The sequence below is a fragment of the Aliiroseovarius lamellibrachiae genome (assembly GCF_018599245.1).
GTDB lineage: Bacteria > Pseudomonadota > Alphaproteobacteria > Rhodobacterales > Rhodobacteraceae > Aliiroseovarius > Aliiroseovarius lamellibrachiae.
Map to the genome: position 1 here is coordinate 220,970 of NZ_JAHEVJ010000001.1, position 13,509 is coordinate 234,478.

Here is a 13,509-nt window from a genome sequence, read left to right on the forward strand (position 1 = left end):
AGCCTCACCCCGGGATACTTGGGACAAGAAAAAAGGCGAAGATAAGAGATTGGTCCGGCGCCTCTGGTAATTTCTGCGTGCGCTTCATAGCTTACCCGCAAAGGAGTTCCCAATGACCAACCCGTTTTTGACCGACTGGCACACCCCGCATGGCTTGCCGCCGTTTGACCAAATCACCGACGCGGATTTCAAACCCGCGTTTGAGGCCACATTGGCTGAGGCGCGGGCCGCCGTTGTGGCCATCGCCGAGCGTGCGGATGCGCCAAGCTTTGCCAATACGATTGAGGCGTTGGAACGGGCCGAAGCCCCCCTGAGCCGCGTTTTGGGCGTGTTTTATTCGGTTGCGGGCGCTGACAGCAACGAGACGCGCGAGGCGTTGACGCGCGACTTTGGCCCGCAGCTCGCGGGTTTTGGGTCGGAGGTGTCCTCTAACACCGCGCTCTTTGCACGGGTTGAGGCGCTTTGGGAAAAACGCGATGATCTGGGCCTGACGGATGAGCAGATGCGGGTGCTGAAATTGACCCACCGCGGCTTTGTGCGCTCTGGCGCCAAGCTGACCGGTAAGGACGAGGCGCGTCACAAAGAGATCATGCAGCGCCTGTCTGTGTTGGGAACGAAATTCACCCAAAACCTGCTTGCGGCGGAACGTGATTGGGTCATGGAATTGGATGAAAGTGACCTTGAGGGCCTGCCTGATTTTGTCGTCACAGCGGCGCGTGCTGCGGGCAAGGAAAAGGGCACCAAAGGCCCGGCGATCACCACCTCTCGCTCGCTGATCACCCCGTTTTTGATGTTCTCGCCAAAGCGCGATTTACGCGAAAAGGCCTATGAAGCATTTGCCGCGCGGGGCGAAGGGCAGGGCGACGCCGACAACCGTCCGATTGCGGCGGAAATATTGGCGCTTCGCCAAGAACGTGCGGGGTTGCTCGGGTATAAAAGCTTTGCGGATTACAAGCTTGAAACCGAAATGGCCGGCACACCGGATGCCGTGCGCGAGATGTTGATGGCGGTTTGGGAGCCGGCCAAATCGGCGGCTTTGGCGGATGAAGCAATCCTGACCGAGATGCTGCACGCCGACGGGTTTAACGGCGCATTAGAGCCGTGGGATTGGCATTATTACGCGGAGAAGCGGCGCAAGGCAGAACATGATTTGGATGAGGCAGAGCTGAAACCATATTTCCAATTGGACCGTATGATCGAAGCGGCGTTTGATTGCGCCAATCGCCTGTTTGGGCTGGAGTTTTCCGAAATGACCGCCCCGCTTTATCACCCTGATGCCCGCGCGTGGGAGGTCACACGCGACGGCAAACTGATGGCGGTGTTTGTGGCGGATTACTTTGCGCGCGGATCGAAGCGATCTGGCGCGTGGTGTGGCGCGATGCGCAGCCAACAAAAGCTGGCCGGTGACATCCGCCCGATCGTGACCAATGTGTGCAATTTCGCCAAACCCGCGGAAGGCGAACCTGCGCTTCTCTCGTGGGATGACGCGCGCACTTTGTTCCACGAGTTTGGCCACGCGCTGCATCACATGCTGTCGGATGTCACCTATGAAAGCGTATCTGGCACGTCTGTCGCGCGCGATTTTGTCGAACTGCCCAGCCAGCTTTATGAACATTGGCTAGAGGTGCCAGAGGTGCTGGAACGCTTTGCCACCCACGCGGTCACAGGCGAAGTGATCCCGGCCGATATGCTCAAACGTCTGCTGGCCGCCTCCACCTATGGCACCGGGCTTCAGACCGTGGAATACACATCGTCAGCATTGGTGGACCTGGCGTTTCACGCAGGCGATGCCCCGGCGGACCCAATGGCAAAACAGGCCGACGTGTTGGCCGATCTGGGCATGCCCCACGCGATCCGTATGCGCCACGCCACGCCCCATTTCGCCCATGTGTTTTCCGGTGACGGCTACAGCTCTGGCTACTACAGCTACATGTGGTCCGAGGTGATGGATGCCGACGCCTTTGAAGCCTTCCAAGAGGCCGGCAGCGCGTTTGATCCCGAGATGGCGAAAAAGCTGGAAACCCACATTCTGTCGCGTGGCGGATCGGTGGAGGCCAAAGACCTCTACCTTGCGTTTCGTGGTAAAATGCCCGGCGTTGATGCGCTTTTGAAAGGGCGCGGGCTAAGCTGACCAAATGGGGGGGCTTCGCGGCCCCCTTTTTCTTGCCAGAAGCACCTCGGGGTGAACGAGCTTGCCTCGTGAGGGGCAGCGCCCCTTACCGCCGTTTGCGGCTGGGATCATCGGGATGTGGTTCCACCCCCACTGGATCCTTGTGCAACATCACATCAGAACGCGGATAGGCGTGCAAAATCCGGCGACGCAGACTGGCGCCAATCGCATGGGCCTCTTCCAGCGACAGGGTGCCGTCCAGCTCAATATGCAGGTTCACAAAGATCACTGACCCAGAGCGACGGGTTTTTAGCTCGTGAAACCCCTGAATGCCGGGATGCGCGCGGGCGATCTCTTCGATGCCGGTGATCATATCATCGGGCGCCGCGCGGTCCATCAACCCGTCCCACGCGGTTCTGAAAATCTGTACGGCCCCAATGGCGAGCATGATTGCAGCGCCAATCGCCACCACGCTGTCAATCACTTCCATGCCAAACAGATTGGCAGCCCAAAGCGACAGGATCGCGCCAATGTTTGGGATCAAATCGCCCAGATAATGCAGGCTATCGGCCTTAACAACGGCCGATCCGGTGGCGGACGCGACACGCCGTTGCCACAGCACCAGCGCCAGCGTCAGCACAATCGACACGACCATCACCACGATGCCTTTGTTGTGGGCCAGGATCGGCGCGGGTTCGCCAGACATCAACCGGACGATCGCCGCCCAGGTGATGATGCCGGCGGAGACTAAAATGAACAAAGATTGTCCAAGTGCGGCCAAATCCTCGGCCGCCGTATGCCCAAAGGTGTGATCCTCATCGGCGGGGCGTGAGGCATACCAAATCGCCGCGAGCGCCCCCAGCGACACCATCAGATCCATCGCTGAATCCGCCAAGGATGCCGCCACCGAAAGCGCGTTGGTTTCCCCCAAGGCCCACAGCTTCAATGCCACCAAAGTGATCGCCACACAGGCCGATGCGATCCCGGCGGAGAGGTTCATTTTAGTCGCATTTTCAGTCATTTAACAGGGTCTTCGCTGTTGGTTCGGTGCGGATCAAAGGATTAACGCCACATGGTTTTGTCGTAAAGACGGGCCAGAAACCGTTTGGCAAACACCTCTTTGGCGGGCTCAAATCCGTGCTTTTGCAAGCTCCAGTAAAAGTACTTTTCATAAGGAAAGTCGAACATCGCCAACGTGCCATACTCCAGCGCCTCGCGCAGATCCGCACGGTTTTTCGCGGTCAGCGTGGCGTGCCAATAGGGGGATTTCGCACAGGTGATCACCGGGCATTTTTGCATCAAAGCTTCAAAGCCTGCGGTGGCGTTCTGGGTGATCACCAGGTCAGAGGCTTCGACCAAATCATGGGTTGAGGCTTCGGACAGTTTCACGTTTGGATAATCCTGCGTGACGGCCATAACATGACGGCGTTCATCTTTGCTTTGATCAAGCGAGAGTTTCACATAGACGGTGGATGTCGTGTCAAACTCCGCTGCCGTGCGGATCATCTCTTCGGTGGTCAAATAGGCGGCATCCGCGGTGTCTTTCGCCTGAGCCTGACAAAACACCGTGGCCTTTGCCCCCTGCAATGTGCCACGCATCCGGTGCTCTTGCGGGTCAATCGACACGTTTTCGCGCAGCATATAGCCGCTGACCCCGTTGAAGAAATAGGTGGCGCGCTCTTCGTCGATGTTATGGCTGTCAAATTCGCTGAGACGGAGCGAGGATTGCCAGCCCGCGCCCAGTTCGTCCAAATGCCAAAACCCCCAGATCGGTGCCTGTGACAGATGCAGGATACGCGGCCCAAACAGGGCCGGTGCCCCCAACATAATATGCGCGGCGTCCGGGTCCAAAAGGGCAATCTCGGCCGCTTTGCTGGCGTGTTTGATCAGATGGCAGGGGATGGATTTTCCGGCCAAAACCTCTTCGATCTGTTTGAAAATCGGCGCGCTGTTGGCGTCAATCTGCGCCAGCCAATCGTCGGTGGCGTGAAACACCACCCTGCGGGCGCCAGTTGCGCGTGCTTTGCGAGGGGCGGTGACCAGCTCCATCTAATCCACCACCTCATCTGGGCGCACGCCCCAAAGGTTCGGCTTCACCGTCCAGCCGCGAATGCCATCGGCGGTCAACCGGCACCAAACGGGGCCACATTTCTCGATCCGGGCAATCACGCCGGCCTCAAGATAGGCGTTCACTTGTGACGTCTCATCCGCCCGACTGAAAAGCGGCGTCAGGTCGGTTTCAATGATCGCGTGGCGCGCGCCGGACAAAAGCGAGTAATGCATCCAACCGCCCACACCATCGCGGTCGCGCACTTGGCGCCAGTGGCCAAATTCACCGACAATCTCAAGCGGCATACCGGGGCGTTCAAACACCCAGTCAATCCGGTGGCGCAGGCTGGGCCCACGGCGCACGTTGCCTTCGGATGTTTTCAGCGACACAAAACGCGGGATCGGCAGGTTGGTCACCTTTCCGCGCGGCTGCTCTGGCGCGGCCTCGGCTGACATCACGGGCGACATTGCCCCAGACACCGCCAAAGACAGCCCAAAGCCTGACAGCGCCAAAAACAGAACAGTAAAAAATCGCATGAGAGTTCTTTTTATCTATTGCAGCCCCCGTTTTGCGCAATATTATTGCGTGTGCGTCACGGTGGCGGCTTGTGCCTGACCTCGTTCGCTGTCACTTTGGCAGGGAGATGCGCAAAAGGGAAGTGAAAGGGAGTGCCGCAATGGCCGCTGAACGTCTGAGTGTTGTTGTCACGCGACGGTTGCCCGAGGTTGTCGAGACCCGGATGAAAGAACTTTTTGATGTCACCCTGCGTGACGATGATGCGCCCATGTCGCGTGCCGCGCTGGCGGAGGCGATGAAAACCTGTGATGTTCTGGTCCCCACAATCAACGATCAAATTGATGCGGGTATGCTGGCAAGTGCCGGAGAACGCTTGAAATTAATCGCCAACTACGGGGCGGGTGTGGATCACATTGATGTGGGGTCGGCGCGCCAACGGGGCATTTTGGTGTCCAACACGCCGGGGGTGTCGTCAGATGACACAGCCGATATGGCGCTGGCGCTGATCCTGGCTGTGACCCGGCGATTCCCCGAGGGGATTCGCATGATGGCCGATGATAAATGGACCGGTTGGTCCCCCACCGCGATGCTGGGGCGCCGCATTCAGGGGCGCCGCGTGGGCATCCTTGGCATGGGGCGGATTGGTCAGGCCGTGGCCGAGCGGGCCAATGCCTTTGGGATGCAGGTGCATTACCACAACCGAAAACCCCTTCACCCCGATATCGAGGCGCGCTGTAAGGCGACCTATTGGGAAAGTCTGGATCAGATGGTGGCGCGTATGGACGTGATTTCCATCAACTGCCCGCACACGCCATCGACCTTTCACCTGATGAACGCGCGACGTTTGAAGTTGATGAAACCCGAGGCGGTGATCGTGAACACGTCACGCGGTGAAGTGATTGACGAAAACGCGCTTGTGCGGATGCTGAAGGCGGGTACCCTCGCCGGGGCCGGGCTTGACGTTTATGAAAACGGCAAAGAGATCAATCCAGAGCTGCGTGGGCTGCCCAATGTGGTGGCTTTGCCGCATATGGCGTCAGCCACTGTCGAAGGGCGTGCCGAGATGGGTGAAAAGGTCATCATCAACATCAAAACCTTTGAAGATGGCCACCGCCCACCGGATCAGGTTGTGCCGGGCATGCTGTAACCGGGCTGTTTCGGGGATGAATTTGACATTAAAACCGGGCGCAACACGTCCGGTTTTTTTGCGTTTGCGGTCCGGTTCGTGGGCAAACCGCCAGCCAAGACCCGAAATCCGCCAGTTCAATCTTGGCCCAATGTCGTTTTCGCCCCGTTTTCGGTCGGGCAGACTTTGAGATCTGTTGCGTCTTGCGGCATCACTATCCCAACAAATAGCCCCAAGGGAGTCGGCTGATGAAAACGGATGTGAAAGCGCTTGTTGTTGGCGGGGGGGCTGTTGGTGCCTCGATCGCGTATCACTTGGCCAAAGCTGGCTGGAACGATGTGATGCTCTTGGAACGTGACGAGCTGACGTCCGGCTCGACATGGCACGCCGCTGGTCTGCTGCCGCTTTTCAATATGTCCTATGCCACCACCCATATTCACGACTATTCGGTCAAGTTCTATAAAGAGCTTGAGGAAGAAACCGGGCTGAATGCAGGGTTTTCCGTGGTGGGCAACCTGCGGATGGCGCAGACGGATGAACGTATGGACGAATACCAGCTGTACGCGTCGACCGCCGATTCCGTGGGCATCAACTATGAATTCCTGACCCCGGATCAGATCAAGGAACGCTGGCCGCTGATCGAAACTTCGGATCTTAAAGGCGCGCTTTATCACACCGAAGATGGTTACATTAACCCCGCCGATGTGACCCAGGCCATGGCCAAAGGGGCGCGTCAGCGTGGCGTTGAGATTGTGCGTAAGCTACAGGCCGATGCCTTCCACTGGACCGGCACCCATTGGGAAGTGACCTGTTCCAAAATGGTGGAAAAAGGCGGCAATCTTATCGCCTCTGATGAAACCGTTGTGATTACTGCTGAACACGTCGTGACCGCCTCGGGCAACCACGCCCAACGCACCGCCAAAATGCTGGGCATCAAAATGCCCGCCATCCCGGTGGAACACACCTTTATCGTCATGGACAAAGACCCCGAGCTGGTGAAATGGCGCGAAGCTGGCAACCCCGAGCACCCTGTTGTGCGTGACGCCGACAACGAAAGCTATGCCCGTGAAGAGCGTGGCGGCTGGATCCTTGGCATCTATGAACGTGGCGCCCCGGCGCGTTTTGAACATGGCGTGCCCGACAGCTTCCGCGCGGACCTGTTCCCGCTGGATCTGGACCGGATTGCGGATCAGTATATGGCGATGGCCGAACGCGTGCCGTCCTGTGCTGACTCGGGTCTGAAAGACGACTTTAACGGCCCTATTTGCTACACCCCTGACGGCAACCCACTGGTGGGTCCGGCCCCCGGTCTACGCAATATGTGGTTGGCCGAAGGGTTCAGCTTTGGCATCACCGCGGCGGGCGGCACTGGCTATTACCTCGCGCAAATGATGGTGGATGGCGAGGCCGAGATCGACATGGCGTCGCTTGACCCCAAACGGTATTCGTCGAACTGGATGACCACCGAGTTTGCCGCGCGCAAAAACGAAGAATGCTACGAACACGTCTACATCCTGCACCACCCGGACGAAGAGCGCCCAGCGGCACGGCCCTTGCGCACCTCGCCCGCGTACGATCGCCAAGCCGCACGCGGTGCGCAATTTGGTTGGGTGAACGGATGGGAACGTCCAAATTACTATGCGCCACTTGGGTTTAACGACCATGACAGCCGCTCGTTCCGACGCGGTGGATGGTGGCAATATGCTGTGGAAGAGGCAAAAGCCATCCGCGAAGGCGTGGGCCTTGTGGATGCCACCGCCTTTACCAAACATGTCGTCAAAGGCCCCGGCGCCACCCAGTTTCTGGATTGGTTCACCTGTAACAAACTGCCAAAAATTGGCCGGATCAACCTGACCTATGCGCTGACCTCACACGGCACAACGCGCACCGAATACACCATCGTGCGCAATGGCGAAAACGACTATTACCTCGTTTCCGCCGGGGCCTGGACCGAGTATGACGCCGACTTCCTGCGCAAAGCTGCCGAAGACAAAATGGAAGAGTTTGGCTATATCGAAATCCAGGATGTGACCAGCCAATGGGGCGTGTTTGCCATCGCCGGGCCGAAATCGCGTGACGTGCTGAACGAGGTGATCGTGGACGCCGATCCGGCCACCGCGCTGACCAACAAACGCTTCCCGTGGCTCAGTGCCAAAAAGATCGAACTGGGCATGTGTCCTGTGAATGCGATCCGTGTGGCCTATACTGGCGAACTGGGTTGGGAGCTTCACCACCCGATTGAAATGCAAAACTATCTCTTTGATTTGCTTGAAAAAGCAGGCGAGAAACACGGCATGAAACTGGTTGGCGCGCGGGCGCAAAACTGGCTGCGGATGGAGAAATCTTACCGTGCATTTGGCACCGAGCTGGGGCGTGATGCGACCCCCGCCGAGGCGGACCTGCCGCGCTTTATTGATCTGGAAAAAGACTTCCACGGCAAAGAGGCGATGGTTGAAAAGGGTGTGCGTTTCAAGTGCTGCACGCTGTTGATCGACGGGCCGGATGACGCGGATCCATGGGGCCGCGAGGCGCTGTTCCTGGATGGTAAAAAGGTCGGTCGTTTGACCTCTGGCGGCTATTCGGTGGCGTTTGAGAAATCAATCGGCATGGGCTATCTGCCGCCCGAACTCGCCGTGCCCGGCACCAAGGTTCAGGTGAAAATCATGGGTGCGCTGTATGACGCCGAAGTCACCGTCGACAGCCCTTATGATCCGAAAAACGAAACCATTCGGAAAAACGCCGACGCTGCCTAATGTTTTGGTGTCTAACATGTTGGTTCAATTGAAAATAAAAGCCCCGGTGTGATGCCGGGGCTTTTCTCGTTTCGGGAATAAAACCGCGCAGGTTACCCCTGAAGCTTTTCCATAATGTCATCCACCATCGACCCGTCGCCATCCGCATCCAAAAAGGATGTGAGCATGGACAGATCCGGTGCGCCCGCTTGGGATTTGCCCATCAGGCCCCCCAAAAGCCCCATAATGCCACTGGCCCCTTCGGGTTTTGGCGCCATCGCGTTAAGGGCGGCGTCCGGCATGGTTTTCTGCATCCCGCCTTGTGCCATCGCCGCCAGAGCAGGCAAAAACGCCGAGACCTGGGCCAGATCAATTCCGGTGCGCTCTGCCGCTTGGGCGGCCAGATTATCCGCGCCACCATTGCCCAAAATACCGTTCAGAAAGCTCGCCCCTTGGGCTTGGCCGGCGTCCGTGACCGCCTCAATTGGGTTGTCATACATCGCGGCCTGATCTTCGCCCTGAAGCGCGCCAATGATGCCCGACAATCCGCCGCTTTCGGCCTGTGTTTTGGTGGCTTTTCCGATGACCGGCGCCAAAAGGGCCGTCAATTCACCGGCTTGGGCACTGTCGATCCCAATTTTGCCGGCCAATTCCGACAAGCCCTGACCGTTTTGTGCTTGTTGCAATAATTGCAATAGGGACATGATTTCCTCCTGAGAAATACGATTTTCCCCAACCTGCCAGATTGCGCTTGCTTGACCAAAGGGGAAAGCTTGCGGGATTTTACCCGTTCTGCAAAGCTGGCAGTTACGTTGCATCAGGTTTCAATGAGAAAACGGAGCGCAGTTATGACCGACGCACAAGATATGATCCAAGGCGCCTGCCACTGTGGCGCCGTCACGTTTGAGGTGAGCCGCCCCGAGTTTGCGGTGCGCTGTAATTGCTCGACCTGTCGCCGATATGCGGCCATCTGGGCGCATTGCCCGCCCAATACCGGCGCGATTTTGACCGGGCAAGATCATGTGCATGGGTACAGCTGGGGGGATCGCGGGATCACCTTTCACAGCTGTAAAACCTGTGGCTGCCTGACCCATTGGGGGCCGGGTGACAATGCCCAAGGCGACCGGTTTGCGGTAAACCTGAACATGGCGGATCCCAAAGATCTGGACGGGCTGCGCGTGCGCCGCTTTGACGGGGCGGACAGTTGGGAATTTCTCGACTGAGCCTTGGGGCGGGCGTTTTGGCCTGTCTTTGGGGTGCCGCTACACCGCAACCAGATGATTGTCCCACGACAACCGCTCTGCGCCCGCATCCACATCGGCGCCGGGGACCGGAATAAACCGTTCTTGCCGCTGACGACGAAGCATCATGCCGCCATCACAGGTGATCATCACGCCCCCGGTGCGCAGCTGCGCGGCCCCTGACGCTGTGCCATAGTGGCTGGACCCATCCGGGCCGCCGTGACGGTCAAAATACAGCACCGCACCGCCCTTGGGACCGGTCACAACAAAGCTGTCATCCTCGCCGTCAATGGCAATGGATCCTGCGTAGTTTTTCAGCGCCAGCTCGTCCGGGTGCGAGATCAGTTCCAACGCCTCTCCGCGTCTATGACGTGCCACCATCGGCACGCGCATCATCGGATTTCCCTGCCATTGCAAGGCGATAACCACCGTTCCATTGGGCGATATATCCATGTGTCGGATCGAATTTTGGTGCATGGTGCCGTCCATTTCCACCTGATCTTTCACGCCACCGTCCGGGGTCAGATAGGTCAGATTGGGGCGCATGGTGGGCAGGTTCAGCTTGCTGCGGGCCAGATCAGGATGGGTCTGAATGCCGCCATTGGCCACGACAAATCCACCATCTGGACGGCGCAAAATTTCATGCGGACCGATGCCACCAGAGGGGCGTTCACCGATCCGTTTATACCCTGCGCTGACGTCCCAAACACCCAGCACACCGGCGGGCGCGTCATAGTCATTCTCGGTTGTGAAAAGCGTCGTGCCATCCGCCGAAAACGCGCCGTGGCCATAGAAATGACGCCCCTCGGGGCTGTGCAGCCGGGCCACCTCTGCGCCTGTTTCGCAATCCAAAACCACGGCAAAGCGACCGGGGCGGCGCGCAAAACCCACCACTTCGGGGCGGTTGGGGTGCACGGCGGCGGCGTGGCCGCGACCGGGAATGGCGATCTGAAACCGGATGTCGCCGTCTTGCGTCAGCCCCACAAGGGACGAGGATTTATCGCCCTTGTTTGCCGCGGTAATGAAATCCGGCGCACCGGCCGCGGCCCATCCGGGGGAGGCCGCAAAAACTGCGGCTGCGGCTAAAAACTCACGACGTTTCATACTCAATCCCCATCACCCGCGCTGAACCCGGTTTCCACCCCAAGCCCGGGGCCCACGTCCTGATCCAATTGCCGTTGCAGATAGATCAGCTTGCTTTGCAGCCCTTCGATGCGCACCCGCATAGTGGGATCCTCAACCGCGTCTTTAATCGGCGCGCCGATCTTGTCCACTCGGGCTTGGGTGTCGCGAATGACCTGCACAATCCACGCGTGGGTCGGGTTGAACAATCCACCGGCAAATCCGCGGTCCACGATGGCAATCATCCCACCCAGTTGCGCGTTGATAATCTCATTGGTCAGCCCAGACCGCCATGCTTCGGCACGCTTGGGAAAGGCGCGTTCAAAGGTGCCAAGGGGGCGCCCCAAACGGTGCTCTTTGATGCGCAGAATGGAAAATCCAAGGGCGGTATAGATCTGTTTGGTGAACTCTTCATCACTGAGGTAAGTCGGATTGTCCGGCCCCGCCGTGCGCACCAGATCGGCCCAACCGCCATCGGAAAACCAGCCGTCATAAAGCGCGCTCGACACATTGGCGAGATTGCCTGTGATCCCAACCAACAGCGGGCAAGGGGATGTTTCGCCGTCGTAAATCAACCGCTCTATCGCGGGCAGGCCTTGGGTGGCCACACTTCGTTTGGCAATCACGGCGGGGGTCGCCTGATCCGCCTCTGACAGCTTGCGCGAGGCGCGTAAGGCCCGCGATACAAAGCCCTTTTTGTCGGGAAAGAAATTCACCGTCAGCGCGGCACCCTGCGTTTCAATCGGCCCAAACTGATAGGCGTCCAAAGGTGCCCACGCGAGCCATGTGTCGCGGAATGTGGCTTTCACCGTGTCCAGCGATCCCGCTTGGGCGCAATAGGCCGAGGCCGCCCCGGACAACTGATGCGCCGCCGTTTGAAACGCGCCAAATTGCCCCTCCAACACACCCAGCACACGGGTTTGCATGGCCTTGTGATCGGTTGGGCGCGGGGCGTCCGCCGCGCTGGCGGTGACGGGCAATAGACAGGCCAAAAGGCCAGAAAGGATAAGATGTTTCACGTCATAAAGACTCCAAAAAGGCGATTAATGCGTCACGGTCTGGGGCATCCATCCCGCGCAGGCTGTTTCGTGCAGACGTCGCCTCGCCGCCATGCCACAGGATCGCCTCCAGCAAGGTTTCGGCCCGGCCATCATGTAAAAATCCACGCGCGCCCGAGACGGTTTTGGTCAGGCCAAGCCCCCACAGGGGCGGGGTGCGCCACTCTTGCCCGTCGGCTTGCCACTCTGGTCGCTGATCCGCCAGCCCCGCCCCCATGTCATGCAGCAAAAGATCCGTGTAGGGCCAGATCAGTTGAAACGACCGCGCCGGGTCCTGTTCCAGCCGAGGGGTGACGTATTTCGGTGTGTGGCAACCGGTGCAACCGCTTGAATAAAAAAGCGCTTTGCCGCGCAGAACGTGTGCGCTTGCCACGTCCCGTCGGGCCGGAACCGCCAGATGTGTGGTGTAAAGCGTGATCAGATCCAGCGTGACTTGGCCCAGTTCATAATTGCCCTGTTCGGGCGTGTTGCCATCGCGCGCGTTGCGGCAGCCCACCTGCGCCTCGGTGCAATCGCCCCATGCGTTTGGAAACAGCGGGTTGGACAGTCCGATGTCGCCATTGGCCGCATCTGCGGATTGCTGACGCACGGTTGGATTGCCCGCTTTATGGCCAAACCGGCCCAGCATCCATTGGTCGTGTTCGCGCGACCAGACCCGGTTGGGGCGGCCTGAAATGCCATCATTATCGTTGTCATCAGGGTCGGCGCGGGCCAGAATATCCGCCTCGGAAATTGCCTCAAGCAGGCCCAGCCCAATCATCTGCGGCGCAATGCGCGGCGAGGTCATCAGGTCCGGTGAGGCAGCCCCATGCGCAAGGTCTCGCATTTCATAACGCGGCGCGCGCAGCTCAACCACGGTTCCATCGTCCAAAGTGATCGGCAGCGGCGTGTAGACCACGCGCAACTTCGCCTCGGCCGGTTGGCCCGCAATGGCGCGGTCCTGCAACTGCGCGCCGTAAATGGGCGCTGGCACAAAGGGGGCTTTCCCCGCGCTGCCGGGCACAGACAATCGCAGCATCAACCCCGGTGTTTCTTGGTCGTCCGAAGGGGGCACCGCGCGCCCATCGTTCACATGACAGGCCGAACAGGCGCGCGCATTGTAAAGCGGCCCCAACCCGTCAGAGGATATGGTGGACGAGGGCGCCACCACCCAGAGCTTTTCAAAAAGGGCCTCACCAAGGGTGAAATCCAACCGCAGATCTTCGGGCAGGATTGGCGAAGGGTGCGAAAACGGCGCGCGGCCAAAGGGTGGCATCAAGGTGCCAGCCCCGGCACTGCGATCTTCAAAGGCTTCTGCTTGGGTGAAACCCTTGGGCGCGCCCAGCACCGATGCTGTCTTGGCGGCGTCGCCGTCTTGGGGCGACAAGATCGTCAGATGCGGCATGCCCCACGGGCCAACAGCCGCCTGCGCCCAAAGGGGGGCGGGGGCCAACAGCGCGAGAAAGCCGGCGCTGTAACATGCAAGGCGTGGCAAGAGGGGCATCAGGATCACATCCGTTTTTGCCGCTTTTAGGCCGGGATCATCCTTGGGTAAAGCAAAAAGTTGAGTAAAAT

At 59.1% G+C, this 13,509-nt stretch carries 11 protein-coding genes; 4 read left to right on the forward strand and 7 right to left on the reverse strand.

Going from position 1 to position 13,509, the window contains the following annotated elements; all coding sequences use genetic code 11:
- The first annotated feature begins 112 nt into the window (after window positions 1-112).
- Complete coding sequence (locus tag KKW20_RS01145; RefSeq protein ID WP_214565375.1) at window positions 113-2,131, forward strand: M3 family metallopeptidase; 2,019 nt, start codon at window positions 113-115, stop codon at window positions 2,129-2,131.
- Between the two features lie 85 nt (window positions 2,132-2,216).
- Here KKW20_RS01145 and KKW20_RS01150 read toward each other — a convergent pair whose 3' ends face one another.
- From KKW20_RS01150 to KKW20_RS01160, 3 genes are read right to left on the reverse strand one after another with little or no spacing between them, the layout of a single operon-like run.
- Complete coding sequence (locus KKW20_RS01150; RefSeq protein ID WP_214565376.1) at window positions 2,217-3,131, reverse strand: cation diffusion facilitator family transporter; 915 nt, start codon at window positions 3,129-3,131, stop codon at window positions 2,217-2,219.
- 41 nt (window positions 3,132-3,172) lie between these two features.
- Window positions 3,173-4,159, reverse strand: coding sequence for a capsular polysaccharide export protein, LipB/KpsS family (locus KKW20_RS01155; protein ID WP_214565377.1), 987 nt, complete (start codon window positions 4,157-4,159; stop codon window positions 3,173-3,175).
- Window positions 4,160-4,696 (reverse strand): SH3 domain-containing protein, encoded by a 537-nt coding sequence (locus KKW20_RS01160; RefSeq protein ID WP_214565378.1) that lies wholly within the window; start codon window positions 4,694-4,696, stop codon window positions 4,160-4,162.
- 140 nt (window positions 4,697-4,836) lie between these two features.
- Between KKW20_RS01160 and KKW20_RS01165 the strand changes: the two genes are divergently transcribed.
- Together KKW20_RS01165 and KKW20_RS01170 are read left to right on the forward strand one after the other, a co-directional pair.
- Window positions 4,837-5,823 (forward strand): 2-hydroxyacid dehydrogenase, encoded by a 987-nt coding sequence (locus KKW20_RS01165; protein ID WP_214565379.1) that lies wholly within the window; start codon window positions 4,837-4,839, stop codon window positions 5,821-5,823.
- 227 nt (window positions 5,824-6,050) lie between these two features.
- Window positions 6,051-8,555 carry a GcvT family protein gene (locus KKW20_RS01170; protein ID WP_214565380.1) on the forward strand — a complete coding sequence of 835 codons (2,505 nt, stop codon included), beginning with the start codon at window positions 6,051-6,053 and terminating at the stop codon, window positions 8,553-8,555.
- Window positions 8,556-8,647: 92 nt separating this feature from the next.
- Here the strand turns inward: KKW20_RS01170 and KKW20_RS01175 are convergent, their stop codons facing one another.
- On the reverse strand, window positions 8,648-9,238 hold the full coding sequence (locus tag KKW20_RS01175) for a DUF937 domain-containing protein (RefSeq protein ID WP_214565382.1): 591 nt from the start codon (window positions 9,236-9,238) through the stop codon (window positions 8,648-8,650).
- A 144-nt stretch (window positions 9,239-9,382) separates the two neighbouring features.
- Between KKW20_RS01175 and KKW20_RS01180 the strand changes: the two genes are divergently transcribed.
- A complete protein-coding gene (locus KKW20_RS01180) occupies window positions 9,383-9,757 on the forward strand; it encodes a GFA family protein (protein ID WP_214565384.1) in 375 nt (124 codons plus the stop codon).
- Between the two features lie 39 nt (window positions 9,758-9,796).
- Here the strand turns inward: KKW20_RS01180 and KKW20_RS01185 are convergent, their stop codons facing one another.
- From KKW20_RS01185 to KKW20_RS01195, 3 genes are read right to left on the reverse strand one after another with little or no spacing between them, the layout of a single operon-like run.
- Window positions 9,797-10,879 carry a DUF1513 domain-containing protein gene (locus KKW20_RS01185; protein WP_214565386.1) on the reverse strand — a complete coding sequence of 361 codons (1,083 nt, stop codon included), beginning with the start codon at window positions 10,877-10,879 and terminating at the stop codon, window positions 9,797-9,799.
- Window positions 10,880-10,881: 2 nt separating this feature from the next.
- A complete protein-coding gene (locus KKW20_RS01190) occupies window positions 10,882-11,916 on the reverse strand; it encodes an imelysin family protein (RefSeq protein ID WP_214565387.1) in 1,035 nt (344 codons plus the stop codon).
- A gap of 1 nt (window position 11,917) precedes the next feature.
- Window positions 11,918-13,438, reverse strand: coding sequence for a di-heme oxidoreductase family protein (locus tag KKW20_RS01195; RefSeq protein ID WP_214565388.1), 1,521 nt, complete (start codon window positions 13,436-13,438; stop codon window positions 11,918-11,920).
- Between the last annotated feature and the right edge of the window lie 71 nt (window positions 13,439-13,509).